Source organism: Thalassoroseus sp., assembly GCF_984380535.1.
Genome location: NZ_CFHRBF010000003.1, coordinates 335,763 through 359,977 on the forward strand (window position 1 = coordinate 335,763; position 24,215 = coordinate 359,977).

Sequence of the window (24,215 nt, forward strand, 5' to 3'; positions counted from 1 at the left end):
CGGTCACTTCAACTTCGGTCACTTCAACTTCGGTCACTTCAACTTCGGTCACTTCGACTTCGGTCACTTCAACTTCGGTCACTTCAACTTCGGTCACTTCAACTTCGGTCACTTCAACTTCGGCCACTTCGACTTCGGCGAATTCGATTTCGACCGGAGCTGGCTTCTCGGCAACGGCTGGTCCGAGTTTGGCCAAGATTCGGACTGGCTTCTCGGCGACCGCAGGTCCGACGACTGGCGACTGAACTAACTCGACCGTTTTCAGTTCTTCGACCTGCTCAACGACAACAGGTTCTTTAGTCACTTCAGCGACAACAGGTACTTCGAGAACTTCGCCGACGATCGGCTTCTCGGCAATCGCGGGACCCGCCGGTCTCTTGGGTTCGGCGGTTATGTTGATCGGCAGAATGATTTCGACTTTGGTGATGACAACTTCAATCGCCGGCTCGTTGGTGAGAACGTTCTCGGTCTCGGAACCTAAGTCTGTGACATCGACGATTGGCTCCGCAACTTGGATGGGGCGGATCGGTTTTTCGGCGATCGCTGGGCCTGCAAATTCGATGGTCGGTAGTTCGTCGGCGTAGGCAACGACGGCCAAACCGGCAAAGGCAATCAAAATACCAAGGGCAATACGGAAGCAAAAACGGAGAGAAAGCATGAACGAAATCCTTTCGGTGCGTGAAGGCGGGTAGGCAGTTGGGCGATGGTGGCTGACAAGCAATCACTGGGCAACGGAGTTCGCAATTCGACGGGCGGAAGCGAACCGGCGTGGTGCTGTCGAGTGGCGTGCGGCGGCGGTCTGTGGCGGCTCACGTCTTTGGGAGCCGGAAAGCTGACGCGAGTCAAATCCTTCCCGCGTCTGTAAGAACTTATCGGAGTTTACCAATCCGCGACTTCAGGAATTATTGAGAAGTTGCACATGTTAAATAGTTTAGGTCGTGGGCGGTGTTCTCGGAGATTACACAAACTTTGCGGGCAAACCGGACTCACGTACCGATGACATCAAGGTTGCAACACCTTGAGAACTGACAGTCGCAGCCGATCGCATGACAACACTTGAGCAAAAAACTCGAGGAATTCGAAATTTTCGCAAGTTTGCTCCACGCTGCCGATTACGTGAGCTACGTTTCAGCAGATGTTGTCTCGACACCCCGGAGAGATCGCACCGATATTGCGGTGGATCGATTCGCGGGAAAGGTATGAAATTATGAAGACACGAAACGCAAAAAGCGATTGTCGAAAACCGATGACCCAACATGTGACTGATACCCGCCGAGGTACAGCTCTCGTCGAAATGGCGTTGGTTTTGCCCATCTTTATGATGGTTACGCTTGGCATCGTCGAGTTCGGTCGGGCAATGATGGTCAGCCAACTCGTAACCAACGCAGCCCGTGAGGGTGCCCGACAGGCAATCATCGACGGGGCAACAAATTCGAATGTGAAGTCGACAATCGAGACGTTTATGCTTCAGGCAGCAAACGTTGCCGCCGGCGATCTCGTCATCAACATCACCGTCACGCCGGCTCCCGGTAACCCCGATGCTGGCAACCAGGTCGCCAATACAAATTCCGGCGACCTGATTCAAGTTGCGATCGATGTTCCGTTCAACAAGGTGAGCTTCATTCCCGGGAACTATCTCAACGATAAGCACTTACGCGGGATGGCCGCGATGCGGCGGGAATAACGGAGCTTAAGGTTTCAATTCATCCGGTACTAAAGGTCGCTTTGTTCCGCGGCTTCGGCTTCCTCGACTTCGAAGCGTTTGCGACTAGCATCCAGAATCTGATCGAAATCGACGTTGCAGCGTTTGCAGACATGCATGATGTCTGTCAGCAGGCAAGTCATGGCGACGTCTACCGGTTCACCGCCGAGCCCCTCTGGCAGCCAGGTGTAATGGCGGGAACGAATCACATCGCGGATGTGATCAAGCCAGTGGTCGCGAAGTCCGTCTAATGAAGTTGGATCAGGGGTTGTCACGTTGTTTCTCCTGAGGAGGGGGCCGACGCTTGGGATTCCGTCGATGGAATCCGTTCCACTTCGACACGTTTCGCCTCGGCTAACCGCAGCGAAATTCGATAGCCACGAACACGGCATTCAACAGGGTCCCCCAATGGGGCGTAACCCATCACCGCGATCTCTTCGCCATCGACTAATCCCATCTCCATCAAACGGATGGCAATAGCATCGTCGCCGTGAATATCTACGATTCGACCGCGTTCGCCAGGTCGGAGTTTGTCGAGTTGGGTCATGGTGACCTCCAATCCTTTCCGCCGCCATTAAAATGTAGATCAGTCGAACGCTCGGTCAAGACTAGCGTTGCAGAAGTTGCGTTGCAACTCTCGACGACCTCGGTATTTATTGCATTTCCACGACGAGCATTGGGCGAAGTCTAAATCTTGCAAATTGACTTCGAATTCGTGAAATTAGAACGGCATGAAAACGGGAATTTCCCGCGCAAAAACCCGGATCAGCGCGACGAAAAAGAGCTTGCCGAAGGAAACATCGACTAATGGGTGACCTCAAGAATCCGCGTTGGATGTACCTGAAGGCCATCCTATTCGTCATCGGCGGCATTATCTCGGGCGGGCTAATCTTGTTAGAATCGCCAGAGTGGAGAACCGCTGTCTTATTGGCGGTGTGCGTCTGGTGTTTTGCTCGCGCCTACTATTTTGCGTTCTACGTCATCGAACATTACATTGACGATGACTTTCGCTACGCTGGGATTTCATCAGCCATTCGCTACTGGTTCAGACGACGAGATCGGTAGGTTGCGACTGGGCTGGTCTATTCACGCCATTTTCGTAGGGTTTTCCGTGTCTCACATGATTCCGCTTGAGATGTTACGTTCTGGCGAATGTGGGCGGATTGCGCAGGTCGACGGCGATGAGCAGTTTGTAAGTCGACTCGCAGAGATGGGATTTCGCGAAGGCGTGGGCGTGCGAATGGTCCGTGCAGGTAGCCCCTGCATCGTCGCAGTCGGGGATCATCGTATGACTTTTCGTGCCGATGAACTCGCGTTGGTCTTGGTCGAGTTGGCTTAAAAGAATCGCCAGACTCGTTTCAAGACTTCTCGCGGCCAATCATGTTCAATTCACGAGCGCATAAAAATACTCCGCGCCGCCGGATGAGGGGATGAACCGGCGGCACGGAGTCGGCAACCACCCTATTGGGTGGAATCAGCTTGTCAAACGCACGGGCTTTAGCCGTTGATAATCTTCTGCATCCGTTATGGATGTTCAGATCTAGCGACGCAAGGCATAGACGGCGACGTCATCGATGATCCACGGTGTCGACCAGGTGCGATTGTCGTCGCGGCTGGTAATGTTGAAGAAGCAGGTGTTGAATTGTTCGCACTTATAACCGTAGGGGAATTTCGAGGCGATACGATCGGAAGGCTGTAGTGGGTCGACCCCTGGGCTTGCATAGTAGTGAACGCGTCCGTCCGGCGTGAACGACATTCCCAATGTCCACCAGCCGACTTGCTTGATCTGCGGACCGACGAAATCCTCGCCCGTCTCGTCACCACGGATGATGATCACCGCGGAATCGAAGTTGTACTGGCGATCCGATTTGCTATTGAACTGGATGAACATTCCCGGCCAGTAGAGTTCGGTTTCTTTGACCGTCTTCTTCCGCTTGAAGAACAAGAACTTCTTCGTTTTTTGTTCTTCCTTCGTCGTTTGGACGTCGCCGCGGAAGCCGAATGTGGTACCGGTCTTGTTGTCCCATTGATCAAACGGCGGGAGATAAACGCGGCATACACAACTTGGGGACCGGTAAACCGGGATCGTTCCGACATGCGAACTGGCGTTGAAGACGAAATCGTCTTGGTTCGTTTTGTACGCTGGTCGGTTGGGAATACCGGTATCGCGAGATCGCAACATCAGCGACCCCAAACTTCCCGCCGGTCCGCCGGGCGGCGTGGCAACCCGTTTGATCAAGTCGGGTTGTCCCCGTTTGAGTCCCTCACCGAATTTGCCATTTGTCGAGTAGCCGGCCGGATAACGTTGCTGGCCGTCCTGCTCTTCGCTACTTTTGGGGAAGTTGTGGACGAAGTTCCAGTTTTCGTCTTCGAAGTCATCGTAAACCAGTCGTAAACCCGTTCCCGGTGTGACTTGCGCATGGATCGGGCTAATCGAAAACGCTGCTACCGTCAGGAGCAGACTAAACCGGAACAATGGACGTAACATCCGGTACCCCGCCTATGTAGAGTAGACTATGGAAGTTAATTCAGCCGCCGGGGTCGCATGGCGGAAAGCCTTCGGACCACGCCAACGACGATTTGTGCGTAACTGGGGGGTGTATCGGAACCTTGTCATGAGAGTGTCCACCCGTTTCCGGCACCCCGCGTGGGAGTTTGGAGAAGCAATGATCATCCAGTCGGGGAACAGGTAGAATCGTTACAAACCGACAAACTCAACATCACTGAAGTCCCGCATGATGGAATTTTCTCAAAGATCCGCGATGCAAATGGACCAGCAATGCCGGTTTGTCGAAATCAAAGTGCAATGACGCCTGCACGAGTCGTAGGTGATCGACCTTAAAACCGGGAATTCCCGATACTACACTGACGAAGTCATGGGATGATCGCGACGATCGAACAACTCTTTTTCCGATTGGCTCGATCGGGGTTTGCGACGTCGCTCGAAATCGACCCGCCAACCGCTGCGGTGCCAACGCACGTTGCGGAAGTCCCATTGCCGACGGATTTGACGGAGTTCTACCAAACGGTTGCCGGCGGCATTCGAGGCCGGTATCAACGTGAACTCACGCCCGAAATCCAGGAACGGTTCGCCATCAGCTTCTCGGGAGAACGGTTAATCGGCGGGCCACAGCTACTTTCACCGGGTGAGTTGGTTTCGACCAAGATCGAGATGCTCAAATGGGCACTGCAATCATGGGTCGTCAACGACTCGTGTGAGCGATACGCCTGGGGAGCATCGATTCCGTTTGCCAAACTCGAAAACGGCGACTTTTTGGCATTCGACGAGTATGAACAAGTCATTTATCTCGATTGTGATAGTGAATCGTTCGTGCTTGAAGCCGACTTCGGTGAGTTCTGGGAGAAGTGGGAGCGACTGTTCTTCATTGGTCCGGAACTGCGGACGCTCGAACCGTTTTGGAGCGAATACGGCCTAATGGTCGGAAATCTCGAAAATGTGGCCCGCTTTCGCGACGCGTTTCTGTCGTTACTAGCGGGCGATTCGGCCGGATGACCAGTAATTACAAAATGTCCAGGTCGTCGATGCTCATTTCTTCCAGGTCGGCAGCTTTGTCAGTCACCTTTGGTTTTTCGTCCTTCGGTTTCTGCTGCGGAGCAGGGGGCTTCTGCTGTGCGGCCGGTTGCTGTTGAGGCGGAGCCGGCTGTGGCGGTTGTTGCTGTGGCATCGGTTGTTGAGGCGGTCCCTGCGGCGGGTACGGTTGGCCTCCGTAATTAGGTGGCATCTGCGGCGGAAATTGCGGATACCCCGGCGGCATTTGTTGTGGGTACTGGGGATACTGCGGATACCCGGGCGGCATTTGCTGTGGCGGCGGGGATTGTGCAGCCGGTTGATTCTGCGTCGGACTGTCTTTCTTTTTCTTAGACGGAGCGAGAATCTTCGCCTTCGGTTTGGGCTTGGGAACTTCCGCTTTGATACCCAACGCCTGCCGTTCCGCATCGGTTCGGCTGTCGAGTCGATTACCCAAGCTAGCCAAATTCGCTTTTCGGTCGGCTTCCGCTTTGGCAATCTTGGCAGCCGCCATCTCTGTAGGATCTTCCTTAAAGGCTTTCACAGAACGAAGTTCCGCGTGAAGCTCGTTCATGTCCTTGTAACGATTTTCCGGTTTCTTCGCCAACATCTTTGCGATGATGCGGTCCATTTCGGTCGTCACGTTCGGGTTGAGGACCGATGGCGTTGGTGCAGGCGTTTGAAGATGCGCTCGCAGCATATCTCCCGGAGTGGTGGCGGAAAACGGAACCCGTCCGGTCAACACCTCGAACGCGACGATACCCAAGCTGTAGATGTCGGTGGCTTCGGTAGCGGGCTTTTTCCGAATCGTTTCCGGGGCGATATACGTTCGCGTTCCCTGAACAACATTGCCACCCAGACCCAGGAGTTTCCCCAGTCCGCCGGCTTTCTTCACCGTCAGGGAGAAATCGATCACCCGGAGTTCGCCACCACGGTTGAACAAGATATTATCCGGCTTGATGTCCTTGTGAACCCAGCCCTTCTCGTGCATGAAGGCAAACGCCTGACACAATCCATCAAAGAGTTTGCGAAATCGCGATTGCAACTCCGGCAAATCACCTTTGAGCTGTTGTTTCAGGTTCGGGGCGCGGAAATACTCCATCAGAATATAACCGAACTCTTTTGTCACTTTGACTTTATGAGTTTCGATGATGTTCGGATGTTTCAGCGTGAGACCGATTTTCGATTCCCGCTTGAGAGTCGCTTTGTGCTCGGCATCTTCCAACGCTTCGGGCCGTAGCAGCTTCATTGCGTAATGGGTGCCGCTTGCTTCTTCTACGACTTCCTCGATGATCGTCGAACTTCCGGACGAAATCTCATTGATAGGGCGATATCCATCAATCAGATCATTTGGTTCTTCCGACACGGGCCGACCTCGTGGAGTGAAGTTGGTTAGTCTAATTTGTTCCTGTAGTATAACGTTTTAGCACATTGGATGCAGGGATTATTCTGATCCAACGCAGTGAAGTTCGGAATTCTCGCTGTGACATCGTGCTGTTCCCACGCATTGTGCGAATCCAGTTCGAGAATCTGGGTTTGTGTCCTTTCGGAATCACCGTATGATGATTTGAAAACCTACGGTGAGCAGCCCATCGCAGATGGGGTGTAACCTTTTCGATGACAAGCCAATATGGTCAATTTGGGAATCATCGGCCTCGGGCCGGACTGGGAGTCACGATATCGTCCGGCGCTGCGAGCGTTAAGGTCGCGAGTCCGCGTCTGCGCGGTCTACGACTGCGTACCCAGTCGGGGGATCGCTGCTGCGAAGAGTGTCGATGCAGACGCCATCGGTGGCATTCACGCAATGATGAGCCGACCGGACATCCGCGGTATCCTATGGCTGAGTGCCGAATGGCAAGGTGATTGCCCGCTGCAATTCGCCATCGCCGCCCGCAAACCGACGCTGATCGCGTGTCCCGTTACGCTGCCGATGGATACGCTCGCCCGGCTACATCTGAGTGGACTTTCGACCGGATTGACACTCATGCCGGAGTTTCTGCGGCGATACCAACCTGTAACTCATCGCGTGCAAGAGTTGTTAGCCACTCGCATTGGACCACCGCGTGTGATCCGCGCGACGATGCAAACCGACCAGCCTGGATTAGTCGCCTCTCCTGAATTGACGGCGTTGTTAGATTGGTGTCGGCACATTGCTCGGACACCGCCTGCGACGATTCACGCAACCCAGAATGGCCAGGGCGAACATTTAGTTGTCGAATTTCGTCAACCGCGAATCGCGAGTTTCAAGCCCCGCGCGGAAATCCATCTGCAACCCGGTGATTCGACTGAGACACCTCGATTGGTTGTCGAAGGGGATCAGGGCCACATTACAATCGAAGAAACCCACTGTATCCGCTGGAAGTGTGAGGACAAGGAGACCGTCGAGGATCTCAGTTCCGAACGACCGGCTGCGGAAGTGTTGATCGACCATTTTTGCCGCCGCGTGGTGGGCGGTCTGATCCCGGTCGCAGATCTCGGCGACTTATGCAGTCATCTCCAAGTCCTCGAAGAAGCTCGTCGGAGCCTCGTGCAAGGCCGAATGCTACGGATCAACCCAATCGACGCCGTGTGATTCGGGGAACATGCGTTAAGGGACAATCAGCTATCGTTCCCTAGGACCGGTCGCGTGTTTGTTTCGGCGACTTTCTTGGCCAGGACGCTGCGTTCTGTTTCCTGTCCATTGATACCCACTGCTTGGATATCTAGCCAAACTTTTCCGGTTGCGGGGAATTTGCTGGAGTGAGTTTCGGCTGCCGGTCGATGACTTCGAAGCGACGTGTTCTCGGGATGAGATACGCGCCAGAATTTGCGAAGTCTATTGAGTTGTGAATTGTCGCCGAGGGAGTTGGCGTTCCGATGTACGAATCGCTGTATGGGCTGAGCCGTCGTCCGTTCGCACCCACTCCAGATTTGGCGTTCTACGTGCCGAATGAATCGGCAGAAGCCGCTCTGGAAACGCTCGAACACACTGTGCGTGAAGATCTCGGCATCGGGATTCTCACCGGTGATGTCGGACTCGGAAAAACTCTCGTCTGTCAGAACTTGGCCGAGCGACTGGCTGACGAGTTCACGGTCGTCTCTCTGCCGAGTGCAAATTATCCCAGTCTGCGAGCCTTGTTGCAGGCGATTCTTTACGAGATCGGTCATCCGTACACCCGGCTCGATCAACAAGAACTTCGGCTGGAACTGCAATCGGCGTTGCGTGAGCTTAGCGAGGAAACTCGTGGGCTGGTCTTGATCGTCGACGAGGCGAATTTTCTCAGCGACGCAATGCTGGAAGAAGTACGAACGCTCACACACTTGGCGATTGACGGCGTGCCAATGGTGCGTGTGGTGTTGTCGGCTCATATGTCGTTCGAAGAACGATTAATCGAACGGCAAATGGAAGCGTTGAATCAGCGGATCGGTTGCCATGTCTTCCTGGAACCGCTGAGTCATGAAGAGTCGATCACATACGTGGTCGAGCGATTGCAACTGGCTGGCACGAATGTCGACGGAGTGTTTTCGGCCGAGACCATGCTGGCAATTTCTCAGGCGAGTGGTGGTGTGCCACGCTGTCTGAATCAACTGTGCGACCATACGCTTTTGTTGGGATATGCGATGCAAGAGCAACCGATTAGCGTCGACCGCGTCCACGAGGCGTTGGAGGATTTGAAACCCTTGCCGTTGCAGTGGAATAACGTGCCGAACGCACCTATTCCGTCCGAGCACGTTCAGTTCTGCGAAGAATCATTCGAGGACGAAACCGCGGACTCGTCGTTCATTGAGAATGTGGACTCGGCAGCGAATCTCGAAACCGAAGCCGTCCCGTCTGAAGTGACCGAGGAAGCCGCCGTTTTCGAGTTCGGCAATGAATACGATGACAACGCAGGAGTGATCGGTGAGGAGATTGAATCACCCGCCGAGTCGACCGCCGTTGTGGAAACACCAGAATCGTCTGTGTTCGAGGTTGGCGGCGAAGAATCGGTCGAACCGGCATATGTTCCGCACGCCGCCTATGCAATTGAATCGACCATCGATGACGGTGCGAGCGACACGACGGAATCGAGTGTGATCGAGTTCGGATCGCCTGATGAACCCATGGCGTCTGAATCGCTTCCGGAACCCGCGACGAACACAGTCGAACATTCCGTAATCGTCCCGCCATTACCGTCGTGGAAAGAGAACCCGGTCGCACTCGAGACCGAACGGATTCGACAAGCGGTCGGTCCGTATGCTTGGTCTTTCGCCGAAGAAACGATCCGGGATCGATATGCAGCGTTGGACTCGGGACGCCCGGTACCGACGATGAGCGTTGCGACCGTCACGACGTCGATCTGCCCGACGGAGAAACTTCGTCGCGAGGAAGCGTGTTGGCTTCAACCGGAGGTGTCGCCCTGGACTCAACAATCGCTCCCAGTCGAATGGATCGAAGACGCCGTCAGCGTGCACGAAGACGAATCGAAAGTGCCGTCTTCGTATGGCGATCCACTGAAAACCATCGATGAGATTCTGCCGCAGGTCGACAGTGTTCTCAATGACGACATCAACTTCGAACAGCAAATCCACGAGCCGGTTTCACCGGATGGAGGCGCGGCGGACGTGTTGCAATCGGTTCGAGATCAGATCGATTCGTTCCATCAAGCAGAGCCTGACCTCGAGTTGGAAGCGGAAATCGGCGCGTTGGTGCTCGATACCTGTATCAGCACGCAAACCGAACTCTACGGCAGTCCGCGGAACCGAGAGGTTGATCAGCAACTTGCGTCTGCACTTCAGGACACTTTGACAGAGAAATTGGGAAGCAGTTCCCCAGACGTATCCGTGGCGAGTGTGAAACCGAAAGTGAAGTCGATTGCTGAACAGCTCGCAGAAGCTCAGTCCGATGCGTCGGAAACGTCTCCGCCAAAGCGAACTCGGAAGTACGGCAGCCTCTTTACGAAGCTTCGACGAAAGTTGCGTTCGTAACGGCTTCGAGGTGAGTTTCTAAGAAGTCGGACGACAGTCATTCGACCGATATGCATGCATCCTGCTATAACGGAGCCTGATCCGAGAACCGTTCGTCGGCCTTTCTTGTATTCAGGCTTCTTGATGACAGTGTCGAAAACCCCGTCCGATGCGTTGATTGCGGAACTGAACGAAGCTCAACAGCGAGCGGTTCGGCATGGTGAATCGCCGTTACTGATCGTGGCCGGTGCGGGGACCGGAAAAACGACCACCCTTGCTCACCGTGTCGCATGGCAGATTCTGCATGGGACTTCCCCTCGCCGAATTCTTCTGCTGACATTCAGCCGACGTGCCGCAGCGGAAATGTTGCGACGGGTCGACGACATTTTGCGAGCCGTCGGCAAAACCGAGCGGCATTCGTCGAGTGTCTTCGGCGGGACATTTCACTCCGTCGCACTCCGACTGCTGCGGCGGTACGGCGATGTACTGGGACTCGGACCGGAATTCACGATTCTCGATCGCAGCGATGCCGAAGACTTGCTGAACGTCGTGCGAACGGATTTAAACCTGTCCGACGCGAAACGCCGCTTCCCACTCAAAGGCACTTGTCTGGCGATTTACAGCCGCTGCGTAAATCGTTCAGCACCGTTGAAAACCGTACTCACCGAGGACTTCCCCAGTCACGTGTCTCATGAGGAGAATCTCGCGCGATTGTTCCGGGCGTATACCGAACGCAAGGAAGCCCATGTAGTGCTGGACTACGACGATCTCCTCGTGTTTTGGCTGGCACTCTTGGAGAATCCACAGGGAGCCGACGTCGTTCGTGGATTGTTCGATCGCGTCCATGTCGACGAATACCAAGATACGAACGTGTTGCAGGCCAGTATCTTGAAACGCCTTGTCCCCGACGGTGAAGGGCTCACGGTTGTGGGAGACGATTCGCAGTCGATTTACTCGTTCCGAGCCGCAACCGTTCGGAACATTCTCGATTTCCCAGAAGAATTTCCTGGCACGGAGATCGTTACGCTCGAACAAAACTACCGTAGCACGCAACCAATTCTCGATGCGACCAACCGCGTGATTGCCGAGTCTGCCGAGTGGCATGCCAAACGGCTTTGGTCCGAGCGAGAACACGGTGTGCGTCCGCAGGTGGTGCGATGTGCGGATGAGGAATCGCAATGTGAGTTCGTGATCGAACAAGTCTTGAAAGCCCGTGAGGAAGGAGTGCGGTTGCAGGATCAAGCGGTGTTGTTCCGGGCTTCGTATCACAGTGCGGGTTTGGAACTGGAACTCACTCGACGGAACATTCCATTTCGAAAATATGGCGGGTTGAAATTCATCGAGTCAGCCCATGTGAAAGATTTGCTTGCGTATCTACGGTTGGCAGAGAACCCGCGAGATATCGTCGCTGGCACGCGAGTGTTGTGTTTGCTGCCCGGTATTGGCAATGCCCGTGCCAATCGACTGATGGAAACGCTCCGCGATGCCGATGGTTCACTGACCGCCTGGTCGGAATTCAAGGCCCCGGCCAGCACTCGCGGTCAATGGGAGCCATTTGTGAAACTGTTGGAAGATTTGTCATCCGGGCCGTTGGCGGATGCGGCGGTCTCTGCGCAAGTCGAACGTGTTCGTGAGTTCTATAAACCTCTCCTCGAGGAAACACACGACCACGCCGCCGCTCGACTCCGAGATTTGGAACAACTGGAAATTCTGGCGGCCCGGTTTGCAGATCGAGCAAGTTTTCTCGCGGAAGTCACACTCGATCCGCCGTCATCGACCGCAGAACTTGGCGATCCCGCAGCACCCGACGAAGATGACTGGTTAGTCCTCAGCACGATCCACTCGGCAAAAGGGCTCGAATGGGACAGCGTGTTCGTATTGCAGGCGATCGAGGGCAGTATTCCGTCGGACATGGCCACCGGTTCGGCGGAACAAACCGAAGAGGAACGTCGGCTGTTTTACGTGGCTCTCACTCGGGCCAAGAACCGGTTATTTGTATGTCATCCGCAACGCATGCTGGGACAACGTGGACAGTTTTTTGCAGCATCGTTCAGCCGACTTACGTCGTTCCTCAGCGACGACGTTCGCGGATCGTTTGACGAGCACGTGTACTCACCCGCAGAATCGAAAAAGTCGCCGGCCCAACGGGAGAGTTCCCAGGAGGTTCGTCGGCGGTTAAACTCACTGTGGGGCGAGGGTTAAGCCAATTTTTTGACGGCTAACTTCGTTCTCGATGCGAACGGGCTGCAATTTCGTATCTCTGCAAGCCGAAGCATGGTATGGTGAAGCAAAACTCATTGCTGCGGGGGCTTTCTCGACTTTCCTTTGCGTAGGGTGGCGAAAACTTCGAGAAAACCCAACAATACACACCGAGTGGCCCGACTCAATGCGTTTACCGACGGCCAATCGGCAAGAATCACATAATAATTGAATACAATAGAATCCGCTGACCCTGAAGGACGAATCTGATGAGCACGGCCAAGGTAATTCTTGATGGCAAAGAATATGAACTCCCAGTCGTGGTTGGGTCGGAAGGTGAAGCCGGCATCGACATCACCAGCTTCCGCTCGGATTCGAGTGCCATCACATTAGATCCGGGGTTCGCCAACACGGGATCGTGTCAAAGTGCGATCACTTTCATCGATGGCGAAAAGGGCATCTTGCGGTATCGCGGATACCCCATCGAGCAACTCGCCGAGCAAAGTTCATTCATCGAAACCAGTTATCTACTCATCTACGGCAAGCTACCGACGACAGCGGAACTCGAGGATTTTCGACATGAGCTGACCTATCACAGTTTGCTCCACGAGGACATGAAGAAATTCTTCGAAGGATTTCCGCCGAACGCCCACCCGATGGCCGTTCTCTCCTCGATGGTCGCTTCGCTTTCGAGTTATTACCCGGTCGTCGATGAGGAACGTGAGCAGAACATCATCCGCCTGATGGCCAAAGTCAAAACCATCACGGCGTATGCTTACAAGAAGTCGGTTGGCCAGCCGTTCGTTTACCCGCTCAACCACCTAACGTTCTGTGAGAACTTCCTGCGAATGATGTTCTCCGTGCCCGCCGAGGATTACGAAGTTCCCGCCGAGCATGTCAAAGCTCTCAACAAATTGCTGATCTTGCACGCCGATCACGAACAGAACTGCAGCACCTCGACGGTTCGCATGGTCGCTAGTTCACAGGCTGACTTATTCGCGTCGATTTCAGCCGGGATTAGTGCCTTGTCCGGGCCGCTTCACGGCGGGGCGAATCAAGCGGTCCTCGAGATGCTGGAAATGATCCAAGAAGACGGCGGCGACTACAAAAAGTGGGTCGAGAAAGCGAAAGACAAGAACGATAACTTCCGACTCATGGGCTTCGGTCACCGCGTTTACAAGAACTTTGACCCACGAGCGAATATTCTCCGGGAGTCGGCTGATGCGGTTCTCGATCAAATGGGCAAAACCGACCCGCTACTCGATATCGCCAAGCAATTGGAAGAAGTCGCGTTGACCGACGAATACTTCATCTCGCGAAAACTCTACCCCAACGTCGATTTCTACAGCGGCATCCTTTACCGCGCGATGGGCATTCCAACCAATATGTTCACCGTCATGTTTGCCCTGGGACGTTTGCCGGGTTGGTTGGCTCACTGGAAGGAACTCCGCGACGATCGCCGCAGCCGCATCTACCGCCCGCGTCAGATTTACACGGGCGAAACTCAACGAGATTATGTTGCCATCGAAGGTCGCGGCTAAAATTGATCGGTCCCAAATCGCTTTCGTCGACTCTGTCTTATGAATCCAGGTGCCGTCATGAAACGACTGCTTCATCTTACCATCTGGATGATTTTGACATTGTTGTGTCGCAACTCTCTGGCGTCCGGCGACAGTTTTTACATCGATATCCTGACCGAATATGAAATTCAGGATAACGATGTCGCGTTGCGGGAATTCCTTGAAAGTTTGCATCCCACTCCGGAAATGGTGACTCATCTCCACGAGTTGACACAACAACTCGGCGACGATGAATTCTTCCGACGCGAGGCAGCAACCCGAGAGTTGTTGGAACTGCCCGGTTGCTGCCCCAACGTGTTGATCGAAGCCGGTGAAAGCACCGACCCGGAAATCCGTTGGCGCTCACGGCAGATTCTGAAATTGAACCGCACGCGAACCGATCGCATACTGTTCGCAGTGTACAGCCTGATTAAGAATCGTAAGATCTCCGGGCTTGCGAAACCGGTCGCCAACTCTTTGAGTCTGGCTCAAACCGAATCGGTCCAACGTGCCGGTCGACAAGCCCTGTCGACTTCCGCGACGGTCGACGATGCCGACTGGCTCCGCGGACTGTTGAATAGTGAGGAGTCCGCAATTGCGGTAGCTGCAGTCGGTGCACTCGATCGGGTACTCGGCCCGGAGGCAACGATGGATTTTCTGCCGTTGCTGGAACAAGACGACCACAGTCTGCGGTTGGTTGCTGCTCGGGCGTTACTCAATCATGGTCATCGGGACACGTTGGAAACGCTCGTCGAATTACTGGGTTCCGATGAGCTTCCCGTTCGCCTGCAAGCGGCCCAAGCATTGCGATCGGCCACCGGGCAACGCTTCCAGTTTACTCCTTACGATGAGCCGGCCTCTCGACAACAGGCGGCGAACGATTGGCGAATGTGGGTCGCTCAAAACGGTGCCACAACGCCATTGAATTTGCCGATTCTCGAAGGTGATGTCGAACTCGGTCGTACCCTGATTTGTTACTACGGACGCAAGGAAGTTGTCGAACTCGACGAGCGGGGTGAAGAAACCTGGAAAATGGAGAAACTCAACGGTCCCTGGGACTGCGACGGCACCCCGGAAGGTCACCGTGTGGTCTGTTTCTACACTCAGCAGGCGATTTCTGAGTACAACCAAGATGGCGAAGAGATCTGGAGCATCAAAGACATTCCCGGTCGCCCGTTTAGTGTGCAGCGTCTCACCAATGGCAACACATTGGTCTCGTGTTACAACACCGGCAAAATTATCGAGTACCGACCGGACAAATCGAGGGCGTGGGAAATCACCACTTCAGGCACGCCGATGGACGCCCAACGGCTACCCAACGGTCATACTCTGATCACGCTGTACCAGGCACAGAAAGTCGTTGAAGTCAACCAGGATGGGGATCCCGTCTGGGAACTCAAAGACCTTGGGAAACCCCGATCAGCTCAGATGTTGCCGAATCGGCATTTGCTCGTGACTGAAGCCACCTCGAAACGCGTTGCCGAGTATGATGCCAGCGGCAAAGTGGTGTGGGCTCACGAGAACATCAAGAATCCGCTCGATGCCCAACGGTTGTCTAACGGCAACACTTTGATCTCATCTTCCGAAGGTGTGGTCGAAGTCACGCCCGAAGGTCGAACCGTCTGGAGCAAAAACCTCAATGGTGCCAGTCGAATCTGTCGCTATTAATCATATCCGCGAAAGGTTTCCTGGTTCCGTGCTTCTCGACGTCCATTTTCTTCCCAATACGCTCTCAGAAGATATTCTTACCGGGAGTGTCGCGATTGTCGTCGATCTGCTCCGCGCATCGACAACAATGGTCACCGCACTTGCGGCCGGTGCAGAGACCATCCTTCCCTGCGAGTCAGTCGAGCAAGCCCGAAAGCTGGCGGCTGAGTTTCCCGAGGACTCGGTGATTCTGGGCGGTGAGCGTGGTGGTGTGAAGATCGAAGGTTTCCACTTCGGCAATTCCCCCTCCGACTACATATCGAAGACGGTGGGCAAGAAAACCGTCGTGTTCACAACGACAAATGGCACGAAAGCGTTGGCCGAATCTCGCCACGCACAGCGGATTTTCGTTGGGGCCTTTGTCAACCTGTCGATGGTGACGCGGTCGGCAGTGGAATCCGGATTGCCAATTCACGTCGTTTGCGCCGGAACCAATGGTCGAATCACCCGCGAAGATGTTCTTTGTGCCGGTGCAATTGCGATTGAGTGCACTGAAAGTTACAACACTCTCGGTCAGACGATCGAACGTACCGATGCAGCCCACATCGCGATGGATTGTTACCGGAATACGAAGAACAATCTTTACGATGAAATCTGTGACAGCATTGGTGGGCGGAATCTCATACGACTCGGGTTTACCGCCGACATCAAAACCGCCTGCCAAATCGATCACGTGCCGATTGTTCCGGAATATCACCCGAACACGGGCCGCGTGAATCTTGTCTGACCTCAACATGACCGAACATGTTTTCAGCAAGTCAGTAACCGATAGCCGAAATTAGCAAGAAAGTGCTTTCGATGGCGAAGTCCATGGACGAGATCGTAGCTCTCTGTAAACGCCGGGGGTTTATTTTTCAATCTTCCGACATCTACGGTGGACTCCAAGGTTTTTGGGATTACGGCCCGCTTGGCACGGAACTGAAACGGAACGTGCGGGAAGCCTGGTATCGGGACATGATCACCAATCATAACGAATTGGCGACACCCGCCGGTGCCCCATCGTCGTTTCAGATGTGTGCTGTCGAGTGCAGTCAAATCATGCATCCGCAGGTGTGGAAAGTCTCCGGTCACTACGACCTGTTCCACGATATGATGGTCGATTGCAAAGAGTGCAAATCGCGGTTCCGCGTCGACCACATCAAAGTCGCCCTGCAAACCGCGGTCGATAAGGACGGGCGAACGGTCTTGGTCGGGGTCGAGACATTCGTGCCCGACACAGCGACCGGACTGGCCCTGTCAAAAACAAAAGCGAGTAAACTCGAAAAGAGTCTCAAAGCCTTCGCGAATGACAACGGTGTTGAACCAGTAGGCGATCAGGAGGTTGTCGAGCTTCCGGTCTTTGCAGCCATGCAGGAAGCCGGCAAGTTCGAAACTCCCACGCCGATCACTCCTGGCTGCCCGCAGTGTGGGGGAGAACTGACCGACCCCCGCGAATTCAACCTGATGTTCAAGACCATCATCGGTGCTCTCGGCGGTGAAGAAGACGCGGCGTTTCTCCGACCGGAAACCGCGCAGGGCATGTTCGTCAACTTCAAGAACGTGATGGACACCAGCCGGGTCAAAGTCCCGTTCGGGATCGCTCAAATCGGCAAGAGTTTCCGCAACGAAATCACGCCGCGGAATTTCATTTTCCGTTCGCGAGAATTCGAACAGATGGAAATGGAATTCTTCTGCCGACCGGACGAATCTCGCCAGTGGTACGAGTACTGGCGCGATCGACGATATCAATGGTACGTTAATCTCGGACTGTCCAAAGAGAATCTCATTCTCCGCGACCATACCCAAGAAGAACTGGCTCACTATTCCGTTGGTACCGCTGACGTCGAGTACGCGTACCCGTTCTTGTCACCGGGTGAATATGGCGAGTTGGAAGGTATCGCGCACCGTGGCGATTTCGACCTCCGTTCGCACATGGAAGGGAAACTCGTCAAGAACGAGGCCGGTGAACTGGTCGTCGAACAGAATGAACACGGACAACCGAAGTATCGTGGTAGCGGAAAGGATTTACAGTTCTTCGATGACCAAAGTCGGGAACGGTTCGTGCCGCATGTCATCGAACCAGCTGCAGGTGCCGACCGTGCGACGTTGGCGTTCATCTGCGAAGCCTATCGCGAGGACGAACAACCCGACGACAAAGGCAAACTCGAAAAACGCACACTGATGCAGTTCCACCCACAGCTTGCCCCGATTAAAGCCGCCGTGTTCCCGCTCATCAAGAAAAACGGGATGCCAGAGAAAGCCGCTGAGGTTTATCACGAACTCAAAAAGGCTGGGCTTGTCTGCCAATACGATCAACAAGGTGCGATCGGTCGCCGCTACCGTCGGCAAGACGAAATCGGTACGCCGTACTGCATTACGATTGACGGCGACACTCTCGAGGACGGCACCGTGACGATTCGCGACCGCGACACACTCGCACAAGAACGGATTCCCGCAGACCGTGTGGTCGAAGAAGTGACCGCTCGCATGAAGTCTGTTTAGGTGGTCTGCAGATCACTGTCGGCTCGCACGGGCGGATGAAAATCTGGACAATCCGAATTCGGTTCGGTCTAATGAAAGGCGTCAGCCGCAGCAAGTTGTTGCAGCCGACGCCTTCTTTCACTGTCTGAATGGGATTGACGGCATATGACCGATACGGTCGAGGCAAAGTCACAAACTCTCGAAGAAAAACGAATTTCCGATCTCACCTTGCGTCTGGAAGATTTCCTGCACGAAGGGGAAGAGTTCCTGGTTCGTCGAGCGGACGGAGAGTTGGAAGTCGATCGCCCGGTCACCGGCAGTCGACTCAAGAAAACTCACGAGGAACTTTACGGGCATTTGTTGGCGGTGAACCAACAACTCGAAGAAGCCGGCGGTTTCTTAACGTGGTTGGTACGTTTGCTGATTCTGGCGGTGATCGTGGCGATCGAATTGCGTTGGTACGACGAAATTGCCGGCGTACGAGTGGAGAGTTTGCAAAGTTGGTGGTTGTACTTGCTACTCGCTCTGGGCGGCTATGCCATCAATTCGTTAATCCGGGATTGGTTTATCCACCGGGCTTATGCCCGAGGTCGGAATGAACTGCTCAGGGCGATGGCGGAAAGCGATCTCGGCCAGTACCGCATCCTGACGCAGATCGAAGACGACGATGCACTGACAGAGGTCAGCCGCATGTTGAAAAAAGATCATTCGACGATCTAATGCGGACTGATGTAAGCTTCGCGAAAGATTTCTATTAACGTCACTAATAGAAACGCGGTCACGCCGTAGACAATTCTTCGCAACCACCCGACCGAATCTCGCAACCGGTCCACGTCTTTTTCGAGAGAATTGATCGACGTGAGTAACGGTGGTTTGTCGGGGCCTTCGACGATGTCGAGGATGCGATCGACCTTGTCTTCGAGCAACCGCAACCGTGTGACCGAATCGAGCAGATTGTCGTTCCGCAGTGCGATCAATCGTTCTAAGTTTGCGAGTTGAGACGAGAGTGAAGTTGTTTGTGTGGCGTCCGAATCCGCATTGTTCTGTCTGCCGTTTGAATTCTCGTCCATGATGTACCTACGGGTTCAAGTGTGATTCTCGTCTAACACTTGAACGGTGCGCGAACTCACGCCAGCACATCTTGTACGACATGGCCATCGACATCGGTCAGTCGAAATTGCCGACCTTGGAAGCGGAACGTCAGGCGTTCGTGATTGAGTCCAAGCAGATGCAAAATCGTGGCGTTGAAGTCGTGCGTGTGCACCGGATTGCTAGCCACGGAATAGCCGAGTTCGTCCGACTCCCCATAACTGACGCCGCCTTTTACACCGCCCCCGGCCATCCAAACCGTGTAAGCATCTTTGTGATGATCGCGACCGACCGATGCGCGATCACCTTGCCCCATCGGCGTGCGACCGAACTCGGCACTCCACACAATCAGCGTTTCATCGAGCAGGCCACGTTGTTTGAGATCGGTGATGAGGGCAGCGATCGGGCGATCAACTTGTTTGCATTTCTTCGGCAGACTATTGAACACCCCACCGTGCATGTCCCAACCTTGATCGAACAATTGCACGAACCGCACGCCACGTTCGACCAGTCTCCGAGCCAACAGGCAGTTGTTCGCGAAACTCGTCTTACCGGGCTGTGTGCCATACATGCGATGAATGTGTTCGGGTTCGCCGTCGATGCTCATCAATTCCGGCACCGAAGTTTGCATACGGTAGGCCATTTCATACTGGCTAATTCGTGTGGCGATCTCAGGGTCACCAACGTCAGCCAATCGCGTTTGATTGAGTTGGTTGATCGTGTCGACGATCCGCCGCCGACTGGTGGAGTCCACGCCTTTGGGATTCGAAAGAAACAACACGGGGTCGCCCTGGCTGCGAAATTCGATGCCTTGGTAGACCGTCGGCAAGAATCCGCTGCCCCACGCGCTGTTGCCCGCCCCGAGAACCGAACCGGTAATCAACACCACAAACCCCGGCAAGTTCGCGTTCTCACTGCCGAGTCCGTAGGTTGCCCATGATCCAAGACTCGGCCGACCGAAGCGGTTGAAGCCGGTCAGCAGAAAGAGTTGGGCCGGTCCGTGGTTGAACTGCTCGGTGTGCAAACTCTTAATGAACGCGATCTCGTCGGACACGCCTTGCAGGTGCGGCATCAAGTTGGAAATCGTTCCGCCACCTTCGCCGCACTGTTGGAACCGAAACTCTGGTTTGTCCGGTGTGCCGAGCATCTTCGGTCGCGAGCGAATAAACGCAAACTGCTGCCCTTCGAACAACGATTCCGGGCAGAGTTCTCCATTCCGTTTCTGCAGCGTCGGTTTGTAATCGAACAAGTCAAGATGCGACGGAGCACCGACCATGTGAATATAGATCACACTCTTGGCTTTGCCAGGCCGGTGCGATGACTTGGGAGCCAACGGTTCTGTCTGCTGTGCGGCGGTAGCTGTATCGGTATGTAACAAAGATGCGAGGGCCGCCGATCCGAGTCCACACCCTGCGGACTGAAACATTTGCCGACGAGTTTGACGGGTAATGATGCTGTCTTGTCTCATATCACGGCGGTGCATTTTCGGAGTTCCAGACGATTGAAGATCTTCAATCATAGAGTTCGGCTGCTAGCAGTAGTGGAAGAACACATGACGAGTAGAACATGAGGCCCGCCATTGTCAGTGCAAGTGTCTTAGCCGAGGCGGTGACATAGTCTGTCGTTTCCGACGTACCCAAGACCAGCGTGACAAATCCGGTGATAGACGCCATCAAGACGTTGATATCAACAATGATCTCTTTCGTGGTTGGCAGATACAACCAGGGAGCGTACCAATGAATTAAGAGTAGCCCCAAGACCGCGCCCATAACGCCGCCTAGCAAAACGTAGAGACCTACAGAAATTGCGAGGAAGACGCGTTGTCTCATGTTCATGCCAATTAGTTCAACGTGATTGTCTCATCTAAGTTTAGTAGTACATTTGCAACTGCGAACCAGGCGGCGAGTTCTTGAAGGTTGTCGTCGTATTGCCGGAGTCGTGGAAGCAAGTTTGTCATCCGATTGACGGCCAAGCCGGGTTCGTTCGCGACCTGTTTTCGTTCTTGCGTATACAACCGGACGAGAGCGTCAATTTCGTTGGCAGTGGGTTCCCGAGCGACACACAGTTCGAGTCCGTATTCGGCTACGGCGTGTGGTTCTCCACTAGGGGCTTCGGTGAGCATTCGCTGAGCCAACGCGACGGCCATCTCGGCGTATGCCGGATCGTTGAGCAGCGTGAGTGCCTGCAATGGCGTGTTGGTCCTTGGACGCTCGACGGTACACGCTGCACGGTCGGGGGCGTCGAAGTTGATGAAACTTGGATACGGTGCCGCCCTTCGCCAGACAACATACACGCCGCGGCGGAACCGATTTTCATCCGTCGCGGTGTCCCACTTCGGTGCGTTCCGACCGACTGCCCGCCAAATGCCGCTGGGTTGATAGGGCATGATCGGCGGACCGAACATCTCCGGTTGCAACAATCCGGACACCGCGAGAGCGTTGTCGCGAATGAGTTCGGCGGGCATCCGGAAACGAGGACCACGGGCATAGAATCGGTTGCCAGGATCGCGGTCCAAATGTTCGGCAGACATTCGGGATGCTTGCCGAAAGGTCGCGGACATCGCGATTTGCTTGTGGATGTGTTTCATTGACCAACTGTTTTCCATCAACTCCACCGCCAACCAATCGAGTAACTCCGGATGCGTCGGCGGTTCGCCTTGGGTGCCGAAGTCCTCCGGTGTGGAAACAAGTCCCGTCCCGAAGAAACCGCTCCACCAACGGTTAACAGTGACACGCGTCAACAGCGGGTTCTCGTCCGACACCAACCACCGGGCCAATCCGAGGCGGTTCGCCGGCAACGATTCATCCAGCGGGTGCAGCGTCTCCGGTGTGCCTGCCGAGACTTCCTCACCTGGATCGAGATAGTTGCCGCGATTCAGCATGTGCGTTGTGCGGGGCTTTTCTTCCTCAATCATGACAAGCGTCGTCGGCTGAATCGTCTCCGCCTCTTTTCGAAGTTTCGCAATGACGCTCTGGATCCGCTTGCGTTCTTTGTCGGTTTCCTTCTTGTCTTTCTTCTCTTTGGAAAGCGACTTCTGTTCTACCTGGAGAGATTTGATTTCATTCTGAATCTCGTCGTAGCGAGATTGTGCTTCCTCCGAAATCGGCAAGGGCATACTTGGCCCAACGAAATCGAACGTCACGCCGGACGTTTGTTTCACTTCCAAAGGCGTATTGTTGAAGTACGCGAACAGGCGGTAGTAATCGGTTTGCGTGAATGGGTCGTACTTGTGATCGTGGCATTGGCAGCATTCGAGCGTGGTGCCGAGGAATACCGTGCCGGTTGTGTTCACCCGATCCAAAACCTGATTCACGCGGTTTCCTTCCGGGTCGACACCAGCTTCGACATTGCAAGTCGGAGTGCGATGAAATCCCGTCGCGATTTTCTGATCGACGGTGGCATCGGGAAGCAAATCTCCCGCGAGTTGCTCGATGACGAACTGATCGAAAGGCATGTCCGAATTGAACGCCCGAATCACATAATCCCGATACGCCCAGCTATCGCGGAGTTGATCGGCTTGGAAACCGTTCGAGTCCGCATAGCGGGCCACATCCAACCAGCGGCTTGCCCACCGTTCGCCATAATGTTTCGATGCCAACAGCCGGTCGACAAGTTTCTCGTAGGCATCTGGCGAACTGTCGTTCAGGAATCGCTCGACTTCTTCCGGACTCGGTGGCAAACCCGTCAAGCCTAAAGAGACACGACGAATCAGCTTGCCCCGATCGGCTTCCGGACTGGGCGACAGTTGTTCTTCCTGCAGTTTGGCCAGGACGAATGCGTCGATCGGGTTATGACCCCACGTGTCATTCGATACTGGTAGTTCGGGTTTGACGGGCTTGATATAGGCCCAGTGCTGATCGTCGGCGGCGGAATCCGGCCAGTCGGCTCCTTGTTCAATCCAGCGACGGATCGTGTCGATCTCAGATTTCGCAAGTGGATCACCGTCCAAAGGCATCAAGTCGCCCATCGAGGGATCAGTGAGGCGATCGAGCAGCAGGCTGTGTTCGGACTCGCCCGGCTTAATTGGTGAGACGCCGGAATCGCTTTCTCCAAACGCGGACGTGCGATTCGACAGTTGAAACCCACCTTCTGCGTTCTTCCGTCCGTGACACCGATAACAATGCCGACGAAAGATCGGCTGGACATCGCGGGCAAAGTTGACCTTCGCAGGCTCGAATGCCCGGACTTCCGTAAAGGGTATGCAGGAGGCAAATAGAATCCCGAGGAGAATCGCGTGTGAGCGCATGACACACCAACCAGAACGTTGCATCAAACAGAGTGGATGAGTTCATTCTGGTCAGGAATTTCATAATTGTCGACCGTTCATTGCCGACATCACGGAAATCAGAGGCAGATTTCGACAAGTTGAAACTTCCATGGCGTCTGTTTCCAGGCAGCCGCGAGTTCCTTCATTGTCTCCCAGCGTGTGATGTGGTTTGGACTTTCGAATTGCGGCGGTTCCTCGGATAGGTTTTCCAAGAGTGTTTGTTGAACCACCATCGCCCGCACTTTTCGCGTCCGCACCGAACCGGCGGCTTCCGACGTTAGGCAGATCAGGTAACGACCGCAGCAGACGTTCGCCTGGAGATCACGGCGAATTTGCCCTTCAGCGAACCGCTCGGAGACTTCGTTGAGCACGGAGTTCAAATAGAACCAATAATCGCCCTGGGGAAGATCCAGCAGACAGGAGTCTGTCGTGGTCTGCCGAGCCTTGGCGATGACGGTTTCACTGGCAACCCGGTTCAAGAAAACTTCATCGCAGCGTTTCTCGATCAGCGTGCGAATCCGAAGTTTGCCCTCATGAATGGAAGTCAGCGAAACGTTTAGCCGATCATAGAACTCGCGTTTTTTCCATTCCGCCGCGGCCCGGCGTCGGCCGAGAAACCAACCGACAACCGCAGAACCTGCAGCGACTAACAATTCGATCCAATGCTCTTTGAGATACGCGATCACGTTTTCCCAAAACGCGTCCATAGTGAGTTTCTTTCGCTCGGATAACGATGTGAAGTGGCAACGGAACGCTTGATACCTTAGGGAATATTCGTAA

At 54.5% G+C, this 24,215-nt stretch carries 22 protein-coding genes; 13 read left to right on the forward strand and 9 right to left on the reverse strand.

What is annotated here, in order from left to right:
- On the forward strand, positions 1–250 hold a 250-nt coding region (locus tag AC5DDB_RS05685), incomplete at its 5' end, for a hypothetical protein (protein ID WP_491738719.1).
- 957 nt (positions 251–1,207) lie between these two features.
- A complete protein-coding gene (locus tag AC5DDB_RS05690) occupies positions 1,208–1,684 on the forward strand; it encodes a TadE/TadG family type IV pilus assembly protein (protein ID WP_491738720.1) in 477 nt (158 codons plus the stop codon).
- A gap of 29 nt (positions 1,685–1,713) precedes the next feature.
- Here the strand turns inward: AC5DDB_RS05690 and AC5DDB_RS05695 are convergent, their stop codons facing one another.
- Positions 1,714–1,977, reverse strand: a complete 264-nt coding sequence (locus AC5DDB_RS05695) for a hypothetical protein (protein WP_491738721.1) — start codon at positions 1,975–1,977, stop codon at positions 1,714–1,716.
- Positions 1,974–2,249, reverse strand: coding sequence for a FeoA family protein (locus tag AC5DDB_RS05700; protein WP_491738722.1), 276 nt, complete (start codon positions 2,247–2,249; stop codon positions 1,974–1,976). Before AC5DDB_RS05700 ends, AC5DDB_RS05695 begins: the two co-directional genes overlap by 4 nt.
- 260 nt (positions 2,250–2,509) lie before the next feature.
- Here AC5DDB_RS05700 and AC5DDB_RS05705 point away from each other — a divergent pair, with 260 nt between their 5' ends.
- Entirely contained in the window at positions 2,510–2,767 is a 258-nt protein-coding gene (locus AC5DDB_RS05705; protein ID WP_491738723.1) for a hypothetical protein, read from the forward strand.
- Positions 2,768–2,837: 70 nt separating this feature from the next.
- Positions 2,838–3,041 carry a FeoA family protein gene (locus tag AC5DDB_RS05710; RefSeq protein ID WP_491738724.1) on the forward strand — a complete coding sequence of 68 codons (204 nt, stop codon included), beginning with the start codon at positions 2,838–2,840 and terminating at the stop codon, positions 3,039–3,041.
- Between the two features lie 201 nt (positions 3,042–3,242).
- Here the strand turns inward: AC5DDB_RS05710 and AC5DDB_RS05715 are convergent, their stop codons facing one another.
- Positions 3,243–4,190, reverse strand: coding sequence for a hypothetical protein (locus AC5DDB_RS05715; RefSeq protein ID WP_491738725.1), 948 nt, complete (start codon positions 4,188–4,190; stop codon positions 3,243–3,245).
- Between the two features lie 393 nt (positions 4,191–4,583).
- Here AC5DDB_RS05715 and AC5DDB_RS05720 point away from each other — a divergent pair, with 393 nt between their 5' ends.
- A complete protein-coding gene (locus AC5DDB_RS05720; RefSeq protein WP_491738726.1) occupies positions 4,584–5,216 on the forward strand; it encodes an SMI1/KNR4 family protein in 633 nt (210 codons plus the stop codon).
- A gap of 7 nt (positions 5,217–5,223) precedes the next feature.
- Here the strand turns inward: AC5DDB_RS05720 and AC5DDB_RS05725 are convergent, their stop codons facing one another.
- Positions 5,224–6,597: a serine/threonine protein kinase gene (locus tag AC5DDB_RS05725; RefSeq protein ID WP_491738727.1), complete on the reverse strand. Its 1,374-nt coding sequence runs from the start codon at positions 6,595–6,597 to the stop codon at positions 5,224–5,226.
- A gap of 264 nt (positions 6,598–6,861) precedes the next feature.
- Here AC5DDB_RS05725 and AC5DDB_RS05730 point away from each other — a divergent pair, with 264 nt between their 5' ends.
- The 8 genes from AC5DDB_RS05730 to AC5DDB_RS05765 all read left to right on the forward strand — a co-directional run bounded on the left by AC5DDB_RS05730 (position 6,862) and on the right by AC5DDB_RS05765 (position 18,799).
- Positions 6,862–7,803, forward strand: coding sequence for a Gfo/Idh/MocA family oxidoreductase (locus AC5DDB_RS05730; RefSeq protein WP_491738728.1), 942 nt, complete (start codon positions 6,862–6,864; stop codon positions 7,801–7,803).
- 284 nt (positions 7,804–8,087) lie between these two features.
- Positions 8,088–10,175 (forward strand): ExeA family protein, encoded by a 2,088-nt coding sequence (locus AC5DDB_RS05735; protein WP_491738729.1) that lies wholly within the window; start codon positions 8,088–8,090, stop codon positions 10,173–10,175.
- Positions 10,176–10,298: 123 nt separating this feature from the next.
- Entirely contained in the window at positions 10,299–12,356 is a 2,058-nt protein-coding gene (locus tag AC5DDB_RS05740) for an ATP-dependent helicase (protein ID WP_491738730.1), read from the forward strand.
- 263 nt (positions 12,357–12,619) lie between these two features.
- Positions 12,620–13,894, forward strand: a complete 1,275-nt coding sequence (locus tag AC5DDB_RS05745) for a citrate synthase (protein WP_491738818.1) — start codon at positions 12,620–12,622, stop codon at positions 13,892–13,894.
- Positions 13,895–13,951: 57 nt separating this feature from the next.
- Positions 13,952–15,580 carry a HEAT repeat domain-containing protein gene (locus AC5DDB_RS05750; protein WP_491738731.1) on the forward strand — a complete coding sequence of 543 codons (1,629 nt, stop codon included), beginning with the start codon at positions 13,952–13,954 and terminating at the stop codon, positions 15,578–15,580.
- 28 nt (positions 15,581–15,608) lie between these two features.
- Positions 15,609–16,346 (forward strand): 2-phosphosulfolactate phosphatase, encoded by a 738-nt coding sequence (locus tag AC5DDB_RS05755; protein ID WP_491738732.1) that lies wholly within the window; start codon positions 15,609–15,611, stop codon positions 16,344–16,346.
- Between the two features lie 71 nt (positions 16,347–16,417).
- A complete protein-coding gene (locus tag AC5DDB_RS05760) occupies positions 16,418–18,100 on the forward strand; it encodes a glycine--tRNA ligase (protein ID WP_491738733.1) in 1,683 nt (560 codons plus the stop codon).
- Between the two features lie 144 nt (positions 18,101–18,244).
- Positions 18,245–18,799 carry a hypothetical protein gene (locus tag AC5DDB_RS05765; RefSeq protein ID WP_491738734.1) on the forward strand — a complete coding sequence of 185 codons (555 nt, stop codon included), beginning with the start codon at positions 18,245–18,247 and terminating at the stop codon, positions 18,797–18,799.
- Here the strand turns inward: AC5DDB_RS05765 and AC5DDB_RS05770 are convergent.
- The 5 genes from AC5DDB_RS05770 to AC5DDB_RS05790 form a co-directional block, all read right to left on the reverse strand.
- Positions 18,796–19,149, reverse strand: a complete 354-nt coding sequence (locus tag AC5DDB_RS05770; protein WP_491738735.1) for a hypothetical protein — start codon at positions 19,147–19,149, stop codon at positions 18,796–18,798. The genes AC5DDB_RS05765 and AC5DDB_RS05770 overlap by 4 nt on opposite strands.
- 56 nt (positions 19,150–19,205) lie before the next feature.
- Positions 19,206–20,651, reverse strand: coding sequence for a DUF1501 domain-containing protein (locus tag AC5DDB_RS05775; protein ID WP_491738736.1), 1,446 nt, complete (start codon positions 20,649–20,651; stop codon positions 19,206–19,208).
- A gap of 28 nt (positions 20,652–20,679) precedes the next feature.
- The gene (locus AC5DDB_RS05780; protein WP_491738737.1) at positions 20,680–20,997 is read right to left on the reverse strand and encodes a hypothetical protein; all 318 of its coding nucleotides are present in this window, start codon (positions 20,995–20,997) and stop codon (positions 20,680–20,682) included.
- A gap of 11 nt (positions 20,998–21,008) precedes the next feature.
- Positions 21,009–23,414 carry a PSD1 and planctomycete cytochrome C domain-containing protein gene (locus tag AC5DDB_RS05785; RefSeq protein WP_491738738.1) on the reverse strand — a complete coding sequence of 802 codons (2,406 nt, stop codon included), beginning with the start codon at positions 23,412–23,414 and terminating at the stop codon, positions 21,009–21,011.
- Positions 23,415–23,512: 98 nt separating this feature from the next.
- Entirely contained in the window at positions 23,513–24,142 is a 630-nt protein-coding gene (locus tag AC5DDB_RS05790) for a hypothetical protein (RefSeq protein WP_491738739.1), read from the reverse strand.
- Between the last annotated feature and the right edge of the window lie 73 nt (positions 24,143–24,215).